The 12,940-nt window shown below is 57.0% G+C and carries 14 protein-coding genes; 9 read left to right on the top strand and 5 right to left on the bottom strand.

Going from position 1 to position 12,940, the window contains the following annotated elements:
* Positions 1-8 precede the first annotated feature (8 nt).
* The 5 genes from ACN0VD_RS04725 (at position 9) to ACN0VD_RS04705 (ending at position 3,967) form a co-directional block, all read left to right on the top strand.
* A complete protein-coding gene (locus ACN0VD_RS04725) occupies positions 9-905 on the top strand; it encodes a cell division protein FtsX (RefSeq protein ID WP_417592145.1) in 897 nt (298 codons plus the stop codon).
* Positions 906-914: 9 nt separating this feature from the next.
* Positions 915-1,448, top strand: coding sequence for a YdcF family protein (locus ACN0VD_RS04720; RefSeq protein ID WP_417592143.1), 534 nt, complete (start codon positions 915-917; stop codon positions 1,446-1,448).
* 1 nt (position 1,449) lies between these two features.
* Positions 1,450-2,139, top strand: coding sequence for a lysophospholipid acyltransferase family protein (locus ACN0VD_RS04715; protein ID WP_417592332.1), 690 nt, complete (start codon positions 1,450-1,452; stop codon positions 2,137-2,139).
* Positions 2,140-2,417: 278 nt separating this feature from the next.
* Positions 2,418-2,927 (top strand): ferritin-like domain-containing protein, encoded by a 510-nt coding sequence (locus tag ACN0VD_RS04710; protein ID WP_417592141.1) that lies wholly within the window; start codon positions 2,418-2,420, stop codon positions 2,925-2,927.
* Positions 2,928-2,983: 56 nt separating this feature from the next.
* Positions 2,984-3,967, top strand: coding sequence for a hypothetical protein (locus tag ACN0VD_RS04705; RefSeq protein WP_417592139.1), 984 nt, complete (start codon positions 2,984-2,986; stop codon positions 3,965-3,967).
* Positions 3,968-4,284: 317 nt separating this feature from the next.
* Here the strand turns inward: ACN0VD_RS04705 and ACN0VD_RS04700 are convergent, their stop codons facing one another.
* A complete protein-coding gene (locus tag ACN0VD_RS04700) occupies positions 4,285-4,902 on the bottom strand; it encodes a hypothetical protein (RefSeq protein ID WP_417592137.1) in 618 nt (205 codons plus the stop codon).
* A 103-nt stretch (positions 4,903-5,005) separates the two neighbouring features.
* Complete coding sequence (locus ACN0VD_RS04695; RefSeq protein ID WP_417592135.1) at positions 5,006-5,599, bottom strand: HdeD family acid-resistance protein; 594 nt, start codon at positions 5,597-5,599, stop codon at positions 5,006-5,008.
* 352 nt (positions 5,600-5,951) lie between these two features.
* Between ACN0VD_RS04695 and ACN0VD_RS04690 the strand changes: the two genes are divergently transcribed.
* Together ACN0VD_RS04690 and ACN0VD_RS04685 are read left to right on the top strand one after the other, a co-directional pair.
* Positions 5,952-6,557, top strand: coding sequence for a hypothetical protein (locus ACN0VD_RS04690; RefSeq protein WP_417592133.1), 606 nt, complete (start codon positions 5,952-5,954; stop codon positions 6,555-6,557).
* A gap of 46 nt (positions 6,558-6,603) precedes the next feature.
* Entirely contained in the window at positions 6,604-6,999 is a 396-nt protein-coding gene (locus tag ACN0VD_RS04685; protein WP_417592131.1) for a cupin domain-containing protein, read from the top strand.
* Between the two features lie 76 nt (positions 7,000-7,075).
* On the opposite strand, the gene ACN0VD_RS04680 is transcribed toward ACN0VD_RS04685, so the two are convergent.
* From ACN0VD_RS04680 to hisC, 3 genes are all read right to left on the bottom strand, one after another.
* The gene (locus tag ACN0VD_RS04680) at positions 7,076-8,557 is read right to left on the bottom strand and encodes a spinster family MFS transporter (protein ID WP_417592129.1); all 1,482 of its coding nucleotides are present in this window, start codon (positions 8,555-8,557) and stop codon (positions 7,076-7,078) included.
* Between the two features lie 435 nt (positions 8,558-8,992).
* Complete coding sequence (locus tag ACN0VD_RS04675) at positions 8,993-9,901, bottom strand: prephenate/arogenate dehydrogenase family protein (RefSeq protein WP_417592127.1); 909 nt, start codon at positions 9,899-9,901, stop codon at positions 8,993-8,995.
* Positions 9,901-11,001, bottom strand: coding sequence for a histidinol-phosphate transaminase (gene hisC / locus ACN0VD_RS04670; RefSeq protein ID WP_417592125.1), 1,101 nt, complete (start codon positions 10,999-11,001; stop codon positions 9,901-9,903). The genes ACN0VD_RS04675 and hisC overlap by 1 nt, the downstream gene beginning before the upstream one ends.
* Before the next feature lie 116 nt (positions 11,002-11,117).
* Here hisC and metX point away from each other — a divergent pair, with 116 nt between their 5' ends.
* Positions 11,118-12,242, top strand: a complete 1,125-nt coding sequence (gene metX, locus ACN0VD_RS04665) for a homoserine O-acetyltransferase MetX (protein WP_417592123.1) — start codon at positions 11,118-11,120, stop codon at positions 12,240-12,242.
* 94 nt (positions 12,243-12,336) lie between these two features.
* A complete protein-coding gene (gene metW, locus ACN0VD_RS04660) occupies positions 12,337-12,927 on the top strand; it encodes a methionine biosynthesis protein MetW (RefSeq protein ID WP_417592121.1) in 591 nt (196 codons plus the stop codon).
* The last annotated feature ends 13 nt before the right edge of the window (positions 12,928-12,940 follow it).

Genomic DNA, 12,940 nt, shown 5'->3' with positions numbered 1-12,940 from the left:
CAAAGAGGATGTTCAAATTCTTCGTCATTCCCAGTCATGACCGACGCCTGATACCGGAAGGGCGTTTGTCCGGGCCAATGCCCTGGGTTATCGCGATCATGATTTTCCTCACCGTTCTGGCGACCGCCGCCGGGCTCGCGATGACGCACGCGATTGGCGATGTGTCGGATGAACTGTCGAGCAGGGCGACGGTCCAGATTATCGAAGCCAATCCCGAGACCCGCAGCAGTCAGGCAGAGGCCGCTGCGAAACGATTGCGCGCAATGCCGCTGATAAAGGAGGTCCGTGTCCTGCCGCCCGAAGAGATAAAAGCGCTCATCGAGCCGTGGCTCGGCACCCAGGACCTGGAGGATGATATACCGCTGCCGGCCCTGATCGATGTGAAAATGGTCCGCGCCGCCACCGAGGCAGAATATCAATCGCTACGCAGCGCGCTTCAATCCGTCGCACCGGGCGCGCGGATCGAACCGAGCAGCGGGTATATTGCGCCGGTATTTTCGCTGGTCCGCTCCTTTCAGTGGATTGCCTTTGGTCTGGTCGCCCTGCTGGCTTTGGCGACTGGAGCTGCGGTTATTATTTCGGCGCGATCGGCGCTCAACACCCATAGGGAAACCATCGCGGTGGTGCACTTGCTCGGTGGCACGGATCAGCAGATCAGCCGTTTATTCCAGCGGCGCATTGCGCTGGATGCGCTGCTCGGAGGATTGCTAGGGCTGATCGGCGGTGCCGTGATCATCTGGCTGATCAGCGGGCAATTGTCAGCGCTTGGCTCGGGTCTGGTGCAATCGGTTGGCCTCGACTGGTGGAGCTGGTTGATAATTGCTGCCATTCCGATATTGGGGATGTTCCTTGCCATGGTTACCGCCAAATTGACGGTCATCGGCGCCTTGAAAAAGATATTGTAGTTCCGCTGGATGATTTTGCGCTTCTTCTCTTTCCTGCTCTTGCTGTGGATCATAGGCTTTGCCTGGTTCGCCATCGATCTGCCGCGTCCGGCAGGAGATGATGCCCATACCGGTTCCGTTGTCGTCCTGACCGGCGGAGCCGGCCGCATTGATCGCGCGCTCGACATACTCGAAGCCAAAGCAGCGGGACGGTTGCTGGTCTCCGGGGTGGACCGGGATGTGAAACCGGCGGAACTGGCTGCGGAATATGACCGGCCAGGCGCCTTGTTTGACTGCTGTATCGATCTCGGGTTCCAGGCGGTGGATACGCGCTCCAACGCCCTCGAAACGGCCCGCTGGGCGGCGCGGCGGGGAGATAAATCGGTGCGGCTGGTAACGTCAGACTGGCATATGCGCCGTGCACTGCTGGAACTGGAAAGGGCGATGCCACCAGAGGTCCGCCTGTTGCCCGACGCGGTGCAGACACAGCCTTCGCTTGGAACGTTGTTCACCGAATATAATAAATATCTGATGCGCCGCCTTGCGGCATTTGCAGGTGTCTGAGATGCTGGCTCTCATCCGGTCCCTGATCTTCATGGCGGTCTTCTATATCGGCTCGATACCGATTATCATTTTCACGTTCATCGCTGCGTTTTTCTGGCCCGACTCCATCTATTATATGGCGCAGTTTTGGAGCCGTTATCACTATCTCTGCGCCCGCCTGATTCTCGGCATCGGGGTGGAAGTCAGGGGCGAGATTCGCAACGAACCGTTGCTCTACGTCTTCAAGCATGAAAGCATGTTCGAAACGATCGACCTGCTCCGGCATTTCGACAAGCCGGTGGTTATTGCCAAGAAGGAACTGCTGGTCATTCCTTTATGGGGCTGGATTGCCACCCGGCACGGCTTGCTCGGTATTGACCGTGACGGCGGCGGCGCAGCGATGCGCCAGATCATCAAGCAGGCCAAGAAAGCGGTTGGAGAAGGCCGTCCAATCGTCATTTTTGCCGAAGGCAGTCGCGCCCATCACGGCGAGCGACCCGAACTGCAGACGGGTTTCGCGGGCATCTACAAGCTGCTCGGCATACCTTTGGTGCCAGTGGCGCTGAACAGCGGCATCGTCTCTCCCCGCGATACATTCGTCCAGAAAAGCGGCGTGATTACCTATGAGGTGCAGCCGGAGATTGAACCCGGCCTCGACCGCAAGGAAATTCGCGACCGAGTTCACGCCGCGATCAATGTGCTGAACGACTAGGCAGGGCTGCCAGCGCAAACTTCTGTTGGCCACAACGGCCGCCCGGGTTTCGCGAAAGCGCCTCATCACGCAGTATCGAGCAAAACTACGGGAGATTACGTGGTTTTTCTCCATCCATGGCGGACTATGTGCGTTGTGTATGATTCCCAGCCGGTGAGGAGGATGGAATATGGCACGACATGCGGGATTTGCCGACACGAAATTCTGTTCGACATGGGTTGGCTGTCACTGCGGCACAATTTCCGGCATTGCAGTTTCATTGCGGCCGGGAGGGTAAAATGCGGCAGCGCAGACAATATCGCAATAGAGGTATGGGCAACGGATGCCGTGTCGATGCCCCTGCGCAGATGGGCGAAGGACCTGTCACGCCGCTCCCGGAAGGTGTCGTCGGGGCGATGGACGCCGCATTGGCGGATGAGCGCCGTGCGGTCCTGAATTACCAGACTGTTCTCGATCGCTTTGGCCCGGTGCGACCGTTCATCAACATCGCGGAAGCCGAGCAACGCCATATCGACGCATTGCTCAAGCTCTACAATTCCTATAATATTCCGGTACCGACGGACGACACGGTGGTTGAGCCGATATTTGAAACCGCCGATCTGCAGACCCTTTGCGAACTGGGTGTGCAGGGCGAGATAGACAATGTGCGGCTCTATGATGAAGAGCTGCTCCCGGCGGTTGCCGGCCACGCCAATATTGTGACCGTGATGACGAGGTTAAGAGACGCATCGGCGTTCCGACACAAGCCTGCATTTGAACGCTGTGCGGCGCACTATGCCGATAATTGAAGACCGAATGGAGGCGCCTGCGATGCCTCCCTCACATCCAATCTGGAGAATTGAACATGACTGAGCAAGATATTCCTACTGTCCGAGAAGCGGTTGGCGTCTTTCAATCCGAAAGTGCACTGCAGGACGCGATTGACGATTTGCTCCTCCACGGTTTTGATCAGTCCGAGCTCAGCCTGCTTGCGCCGGTCTCGTCGATAGAGACGAAACTGGGGCATAGCTTCACGTCGGTAAAGGAGTTGGAAGATGATCCGACGGTTCCAACCACGGCCTATGTTTCGGAGGAAACGATTGGCGATGCAGAAGGCGGTGTCTTTGGCGGCTTGATCTATGTTGGTGCGCTGGCCACGCTGACGGCCGTGGTTGCATCGGGCGGGGCGATTGGTGCTGCCATAATAGCGGCGGCTGCCGGCGGTATTGGCGGCGGCGCGATCGGTGCCCTTCTGGCCAAGATCATCGGACAGCGTTATGCCGATTATCTTGAAGAACAGCTGGAGCGCGGCGGCCTGCTTTTGTGGGTGCGGACCTGGAATGCATCAGACGAAGAGCGTGCGGTCAAAATTCTCGCTGATCATTCGGGAGCGGATGTTCATGTCCACGAACTTCCCGCGTCTCATGCGGTTCTCGACAATCGCTACAATGGCAAGGATTTCGAAGGGGAGTTGCTGACCTATCGCGACGTGCCTTATGCCCATATCGCGGAAAACGAATATTATATTTCTGGCGAGGTTCTGCCCAGCAAACGTGACGTCGAGGCAAGGATAGACCGGGATATCTATCTCGAAACCCTGCGGGCAGAGGCAAAGGCCCAGGGATGGGATTTGGAAAAAATCCTGCGCGATCCTGCGGGTGAATTTGAGACGCCGGAAAAGCTGTTGGAGAGCGATCTGCCGGACGCAGTCAAGGATGATATTCTCAAACGCTGGGCCTATAGCGAAAAGCAACTGGAAATTGCCTCCGATGACGGCATGCCATGCCCTAAAAACGGCGACCGTCTTCAGGAAATCAACCTCGCACGCGAGAAATTGCAGGTTGGTTAGCCATCGCCAATGATGTTGGCAAAATATGGACAAAGGACACCGTAATGAGAACGCCAGCCGCAAATCTGGTCAAATAATCGGTGTTCCGCCGTGCCCATTGTGTGAAATGGCGCAGCACCAAAATGCCGACTGGCGTTGCACCCGCGACAAGCAAGCTCGCAACAAACGGAATCCAGAATGCGTTCGTCAAAACCGCTTCCCCGGTTCAATTTTCCGTAGAGAGAATTGGCCCAGGATTCCGGATGGAAACCCGGGGCCAATCAACACAGAGCGCCGGTGCCAACAGCTTGGGGGAGGGAGGCCCATCTGCTATTCTGTCAGGCGTCCTCGGTCGTTTTCATCGCCTCTTTGAAGGCGGATTGGGTTTCGTCCATCGCCTTGTCAAATGCGGCGCGAGAAGCGGATAATGCGTCACGCACGGCTGTCCACGATATACTGCCTGCCTTGTTCAGGTCTTTCAGCTTTGCATTGGCATTTTCCGCATTTTTTTCCAGTGTTGCAACGGCAGCATCAATTTCGGCCTTGCGCTTTGCCTGGAACGCTTTCGCTGCCGCTTTCACGCGGTCCATGGTCTTTTGCCAGGCTTCTTTCTGCGCCTCGATACGGACCTGGAAATAGGCTTTGTCTTGTTCATACATTCCGGCTGCGGCATCGAAATATGCCATGACATTATCTTCGAATCTGGTCCATTCGGCTTTCAGTTTCTCGCGTGCCCCGGCGGTGATCGCTTCGCCGATTTCCTGATTCTCCTTAACCCACGCCCGATAGGCGTCGCGGTTGCTCTTCATCTTGGCAATGGCGGCATCCGCTTTGGCGCGAGCATCCGTTTTCAGTTCCTGCGCTCTCGCCTCAAAGTGCGCTATGGATGCATCAATTTCATCCAAACGGTTTTTCGCCTGCTCAATATAGGGGTGAATGGGGCTTTGATCGGTCATTTTATTCTCCTTGGCGGTTAGATTTTGTCGGTCCGAAACGGTAAAACGGCCAGCCGCCCAGTGGTTGTTCCGGAGCCGGCGCGGAGGCGGCTGATGGCGATGATCAGGACGTGCTTTTTGCGCTTGTCAGTGGTTTGGTCACTTTGCCGATTGCACTTGCGAGCATCACCAGCGTCCAGCCTGAAATCAGGATGTTGATTCCGGCCAGCAGCCCAAGCGCCCAAAGCGCAGAGGATGGCAACTGCCACCAGAGCAATATGCCTACGGTGGCCGCCGCAACAGCATTGAACAGCATCCAGCCCCAGCCGGACGCGGGATATAGTTTGAAGGCAAATATTGCTTTCAATATGCCTTCCGCCAGAAAAGCCGCCGAAACAAAAATCGTCAGGACAAAAACACCCTCCAATGGTCTTGCCAGAAGCATGATGCCAGCCGCCAGCCACAGAAGCCCGACGAGCACTGCCAACAGAATCCTGCCCCATTTGTGAAAGCTGAAGGCCTGTACTATCTGGGCAATTCCGGCAATGAGCAGCAGGGCAGCGATGCATATGGTAACGCCGAAGCTGCTGATCATGGGAAAGATGATCGCACCGGTACCAGCCAAAATCATGAGAATCCCGGTTGCCATGATCCAGCTACGACTGCGGGATATATTTTCTTCGAAAAACGATAGATCATTTTGAGTGGCGGCGGTCATAGTCTTTCTCCAAAGGGAAGCGGGCGCAAATATCGCTACCCAGAAATTGGGGTGTAGCGGCAGCATTTCGAAATTTGATTCCTGTGCGCCACGATTCTGCTCAAATCAGGGTTATCCAAATTTTCCAGAGCAATTTACAAGCGCATAGCCGACCTCAAAATCCGTAATTTCACTTAGCCGACTGGGCGCGACCTCTTTCTGAAACCCCCGGAATTCCACGCGATGTACTGGCATTCCTCAGATTTCATTTAGTGGACATTACGTAGTTACAAATGGACGTCCATATTGTCTGGAGGTGTAACTCGGGGCGACGACGCTATCGCGCCACAAACATCATCAAGGAACCAGAGGCATGAAGAAAATAATATCAACGATTGGCACCGCAGTGGTATTCTCCCTCGCGGTTCAAGCTTGTACCCAGAAAACAGAAACTGATGATCGGACGGAATCCTCCATGTCGGTAAATGACGATATGGAGGACGCTGGACAAAGTCTGGAAGCAGCGACACATGACGCCACCAAAGCGGCGGTCGAAGCGTATAATGCCGCAAAATTATCGGTGATGGCTGCGAAACTGGCCGTTTGTTCCGAAGCACAGAAAGACAGAGAGGCCGCGTTGCAAATGGCGATAAAGGCAGAGGCTGCTGCCAAACAGGCGCAAGCCGAGATTCTGGTGGCCAATGCCGAAATAGACATGGCGGTCAATGATAATGCTCGGAAAGCTCAGGAGCTCGCGGAAAGAGCGGTGGCTGCAACGAGTGAAGCGGTGAGCGAGACTAGCGCTTCGCTCAAGGCAGGCCTGGAATCCGATGCAATTGCTGCAAAAGATGCAGCAGAATCGGCGCAAAAAGCCGTGATCAAGGCTGCCGCCGCTACTCTGGATGTTAGCAAAGCTGCTCAAGTGGCCGCAAAGGAAACGTGGGAAAAAGAAATGGCCGAAAGCGGCGAGAACGAATAGTTATCTGAACGACCCAACCGGTGCAGCCATGAAAGGAAATATGCAAATGCAAGGATTTGTCGACAACATAGAGGCTCTAACGGAGCAGAATGATGATTTCCGCCGGGTGCTCTACACCGGTCACAATCTGCAGCTTGTTTTGATGACGCTTCAGCCCGGTGACGAGATCGGTATGGAAGTGCATGATGACCGCGACCAGTTTTTCCGGATCGAGGAGGGCAGTGGCGAAATCTGGATCGACGGCAAGGCCAACAAGGTAAAATCCGACGATGGCATCATCGTGCCGCAGGGCGCCAGTCACAATGTTGTGAATACCGGCAAGGAGCCGCTCCGGCTTTACACCATCTACGGTCCACCCGAGCATATCGACGGAACCGTGCATGCCACCGCGGCCGATGCTGCAAACGAGCATGACCATTTCGACGGCAAGACGACCGAATAGTCGCCGGTTCCATTTGGGTTATCCGGATCGGATGACGGAGGTGTTGCCGCTTTAGCGGAATGCCCCCGTCAGCCGGTCAGCGTCCCATATCGCGCTGGATCGTGCGGCTGGCCATGTAGAAATGGAACACCGCCCATAGATAGAGGCATTTGAACAGGATCATCGACCATTGCAGGCCGTCGGCATTGGCCGAATCGCAAGCGGTCTGGGCGGCCACCGCAATATTGTTTGCCTTGCACGCCTCCAGGGTCAGCGTCGGGTCCAGCCCCGACAGGAATGTCGCATTCAATATCGTCGACAGGCCGCCGATCAGCGGCGGTCCGAGCCCGTAACCGAGCAGGTTGACGATGAACAGGGTCACGGCCACCGCCGTTGCTCTCATCCGGCTGTCGACCACCCCGCTCGGCACGGCATAGAGCGGGCAGAGATAGGTGTAGAGCAGCATCTGGCCGACCATCATCAGCGGGACAGCCAACCACAGGCTTTCCGCGAGATAGCCGACGACATGCATGGGAATCACGCCGAGCAACGCAAACATCGGTATCAAGGCCAGTGCCTTGGGGAAGCGCTCGGCATATTTGTCCGCCAGAAAACCGGACATATAGGTCCCGATCGATGCCATGACCGCCAATGCCAATGCGATTTTTACCGACGCGTCGAATATCGACAGTTCATGGGTGCGGATCAGGAAGGACACGAAAAACTGGCCAACGCCATAGTTGACGAACGAGGCGATCGTAACGCCCATGGTGACGTGCCAGTAAGCGGGCTTTTGCGACAATATCTTCAAGACTTCGCGAAAGCCGACATGGTCCTTATTCTGCATTTCCACGGGGTCGGTGTAGCCGCGAGGCGGTTCCTTGATCGTCATCCTGACGATCATTGCAACGATCAGGCCGGGGACGCCAACCACCACAAAAGCCACGCGCCATCCCTCGATATTTTGCCAGTCCAGCGCATTGACCGCCCAGGTCCAGTTCCAGCTGCTCAACATCGCAGCGACCGTTGGGCCATCGAGGCTTCCGACAATGAAGCCACCGAACACATAAGCGACCATTCCGCCCAGCGGGATGCCCAGCGCGTAGACCGAGACCGCGGTCGAGCGTTCCTTGGGAATGAAATAGTCGGCGATAATCGAATTGGCGGGCGGTGAACAACCCGCTTCGCCGATGCTGACGCCGATACGGAATATGAACAGGGCGATAAAGCTGGTGGCAAAGCCGCATAAAACGGTCATCAGACTCCACAGCGCCACCGATCCTGCGATGATCCAGACCCGGTGGTTCTTCTCGGAGAAACGGGCGATCGGGATGCCGACAAATGTATAGAGAATTGCAAAAGCCGGTCCGCCGAGCAGCCCCATTTGCCAGTCTTCAACCCCGAAGCTTTCCTTGATCGGCTCGGTTAATATGTTGATGATGGTGCGATCGATGAAATTGAAAATATAAACGGTGAGCAGGATGCCGAGGATATAGTTGCGGTAATTCCTAGTTCCATATCCCGTTTCCGGTGCACCGCCATGTGCGGCATGCGAGACGCTCGCTGTAGCTTCGGCCAAATCCAGACTCCCATAATATTTCCCAACTGATTGTGACCGTTGGGTATTGTCCATATGGTACCGAATTATTGGGCATTGTATATGCCATTGTGAAACTTTGCTTTTGGTTGAGGGCAATGGCGACGACTGGCACAGTGACCGTCTTGCCCATCACCGAAATAGTGCTGTCCTACACCTGGTTTCATCGAATATGATCGTCATTATCCAGCGCCAGTCGCAGGACCGGTTCTTTGACAATTTGGACAGAGTTATTTTTGCCGCTATCCGCCCGTTTCTGGCGGACTGGCTCGGCGGGCAATTTGAAAGGTCACACTGGGCGACCGATTGCCGCCTAAAAAAGGCCGGAAATCTGCAATTTTCGGGCAAAGATCACAGAAAATAAAACGAAGCTGGTCTGTAAAGCTCTTTGGGTGCGTTTTCCGCAACAAGCGGCCTTTAATCGTGCGTACGTCCGAAATCGGGGGCTGCATCGTCCTGGCCTTCTTCAATAATCCGGCGGCGAATCGCGCGGGTCTTGGTGAACAGGTCGAACAGTTCGTCGCCCTTGTCCCAGCGGATCGCGCGCTGCAGGGCCGAGAGATCCTCGGAGAAGCGCTGAAGCATTTCCAGCACCGCTTCCTTGTTGGACAGGAATACATCGCGCCACATGGTCGGGTCGGATGCGGCGATCCGCGTGAAATCACGAAAACCGCCAGCGGAATATTTGATCACTTCGCCGCGGGTCACCTGTTCGAGATCGGAGGCCGTGCCGACAATCGTATAGGCAATCAGATGCGGCAAATGGCTGGTTACGGCGAGAACGAGGTCATGATGTTTGGCATCCATGATCTCGACATTGGCACCGAGTTTTTCCCAGAAGGCCTTTACCCGCTCGATATCGCCGTCTGTGGCGTTTTCTGGTGGTGTCAATATGCACCAGCGCTCGTGGAAGAGGGTCGCAAATCCGGCATCTGGGCCGCTATTCTCGGTGCCTGCAACCGGGTGGGCAGGGATGATCCGTGCGCCGGGCAGGGCCTCCGTCAGTGCGGCGAGCACATTTTCTTTCGACGAACCGACATCGCTGATAATGGCATCGTCCGGCAGATCCGGGGCGATGTCAGCCGCAACCGCGGCGATGACTCCCACCGGGACGCAGAGCATGACAAGATCCGCATCGGTCACGGCCGCGCCTGCGCTGTCGCTGACATCGTCGCAAAAGCCCAGTTCGATGGCCCGTGCCCGCACCGCCGGATCGGCGTCAAAGCCGGTGATTCGCGCAGTCGGCATGGTGGCCCGCACCGCATGGGCTATGGACGACCCAATCAGCCCCAGTCCGATAATCGCGATATTGGTAAAGGGAAGCATCAGTCTGCGGTTTCCAGAATCTCGCGCAAGGCCCCGGCCAGGCCACGGGTCTCGTCTTCGGTTCCGATGGTCATCCGCAGGCCGTTGATCAGACCCTGCCCCGGCAGCCAGCGTACGGCATAGCCTTTTGTCATCAGCGCGGCATTGACCTGTTCGGCGGTCATTTTTCCTTCGAACAGGACGAGCAGGAAATTGGTGTGACTCGGCACGACCCGGAGGCCGTGATTGCCAAGTCCGTTGATCTCATCGCTCAGCCATCGCCGCCATTTCGCATTATGGACGCGGCTGCTGGCGACAAAATTATCGGCGGCCAGAGCGGCGACGGCCGCCTCCTGACCCGCTGTGGTGACATTGAAGGGCAGTCTGATCCGGTTCATCGCGCCGATTATTTCGGACGAAGCATAGCCCCAGCCGATCCGCTCGGCGGCGAGGCCGTGGATCTTGGAAAAGGTACGGGTGACCAGCACATTGGCCTTGGTTTCGGCAAGCTCCAGCGCGCCGTCATCTTCACTTGCGTCGAGATATTCGGCATAGGCACCGTCGAGCACCAGCAACACATGTCCGGGAAGTTCAGACTGCAGACGCGCGATTTCAGCGCGGCTTGCAAATGTGCCGGTGGGATTATTGGGATTGGCGATGAAGATCACGCGGGTTCTGTCGGTCACCTTGGCGAGGATCGCATCGACATCGGTACCATAGTCGGCATCATCGGCAATCACCGGGGTTCCGCCATAGCGCCGGGCGGCAATGTCATAGACCGCAAAGCCATAACGAACGTAGATGATTTCGTCGCCCGGCCCGCTGAATGCGTTGGCGGCGAGATGGAGCACGTCGTCGGAACCGGTGCCGCAAATGATCCTTGCTGGATCGAGATCATATTTCGCGGCAAGCGCTTCGCGCAATTTGGTCGAGCCGGGATCGGGATAGCGGTCGACCGAAGTCGAGGCTGCGTTCAGCGCTGCCGTCGCGTCCGGGCTGCAGCCCAGCGGGTTTTCATTAGCCGACAGCTTGACCAGCTTGCGCCCGTCATCGCCGCTCGATTTGCCGGGCACATAAGGCGCAATGCCCATGATCCAGTCTTTTGGTTTTGGTGCACTCATCGCCTTGGCCTGCTTGTCTGGAGTGAAACTATGTCGCCGGACTAACCTTTGCGGCCAGCCAGTCAACTGCATTATCAATTGACGGTCGGGATTTCGCCGCTTAGCCCCCTTTGATCATGAATGAAGATGCGCGATTTGGATTGGACAGGAAGGTGCGCCTGCTCGGACCGCTGCCGCTGGACAGCGGGGCAGAGCTTGCGCCGGTCGAATTTGCCTATGAAACCTATGGTACGCTGAACACAGATGCGTCCAACGCGATTCTGATCTGTCATGCGCTGACCGGCGATCAATATGTCGCCTCGACTCACCCGATCACCGGCAAACCCGGTTGGTGGGTGCGGATGGTCGGCCCGGGCAAGCCGGTCGACACCGACCGTCATTTTGTCATTTGCGCCAATGTCATCGGCAGCTGTCTCGGCAGCTCCGGCCCCGCGACGATCAATCCCGCGACCGACACGCCTTGGGGGATGGATTTTCCGGTGCTGACCATTGCCGACATGGTGCGGGCACAGGCAATGCTGCTCGATCATCTCGGAATCGAGCGGCTCCATGCCGTCGTCGGTGGTTCGATGGGCGGGATGCAGGCGGTCAGCTGGGCCGCGCTCTATCCCCAGCGCGTCCGCTCTGCGGTGATCATTGCTTCGGCGGCCCGTCATAGTGCCCAGAATATTGCTTTCCACGAAGTCGGGCGACAGGCGATCATGGCCGATCCGCGCTGGCGCGGCGGTGCCTATTATGCCGATGACGATCCGCCGAGCAGCGGTCTAGCGGTGGCACGGATGGCGGCCCATATCACCTATCTGTCGGAAGCCGGCCTGACCGAGAAATTCGGCCGCCGCCTGCAGGACCGCGACGCCAAGACCTTCGGCTTTGATGCAGATTTTCAGGTTGAGAGTTACCTCCGCCATCAGGGGATCAGCTTTGTCGACCGCTTCGACGCCAACAGCTATCTCTACATTACCCGGGCGATGGATTATTTCGATCTCGCAGAGGCCCATGGCGGGACGCTGGCCCATGCCTTCAAGGGATCGAAAACCCGTTTCTGCCTGATCAGCTTCGACACCGACTGGCTCTATCCGACCAGCGAGAGCCGGACGATGGTCCATGCGCTCAACGCGGCCGGAGCAGAAGTCAGCTTCATGGAATTGTCGAGCCCCTTTGGCCATGACAGCTTTTTGCTGGAAAATCCCGAGATGAACCGGATTGTCGACGGCTTTCTGAAGGCAGGAGAAAGGCAATGACAATAGCAATGACCGTTCGTGCTGGGCTTGTCGAAGCACCGTCCGCGCACAACACCCTTCGACAGGCTCTAGGCGAACGGGAGTTCGGTGCCGCATGACCAGCCTCCGCCCCGACCTGCAGATTATCGCCGACAATATCGCGCCGGGCAGCCGGGTGCTCGATATTGGCTGCGGCGATGGCGCGCTGATGATGGCCTTGCGCGATGAAAAAGGCTGCGACGCACGCGGGCTGGAGATCAACCCCGCCAATGTCTCGAAAGCCGTCGCCAAAGGGCTTTCGGTGGTGCAGGGCGACGCGGACACCGATCTCAGCACCTATCCCGACGCCAGCTTCGACTATGCGATTCTCAGCCAGACGCTGCAGACCACCCACCGCCCCGACATCATGGTCGACGAGCTGCTGCGTATCGGCAAGCAGGCCTTTGTCAGCTTCCCCAATTTCGCCCATTGGCGCATCCGCACATCACTGCTGCTCGGTGGCCGGATGCCGGTGACGCGGCTGATCCCGCAGACCTGGTTTGACACGCCCAATATCCATCATGTCACCATCGCCGATTTCCGCGCGCTGGTGCAGGATGGCAACTATACACAGGAAGGCCAGTGGTTCCTCAGCGGTGACAAGCAGACGGGACGCGGTCTAGCGAATTTGCTGGCCGAACATGCGGTGTTCTTGCTGCGGGGGTGAATGACGGAAGGTC

Origin of the sequence: Parasphingorhabdus sp. (assembly GCF_048267785.1) — a bacterium.
Taxonomy (GTDB): Bacteria; Pseudomonadota; Alphaproteobacteria; order Sphingomonadales; family Sphingomonadaceae; genus Parasphingorhabdus.
This window is presented reverse-complemented; position numbering and strand designations above follow the sequence as displayed.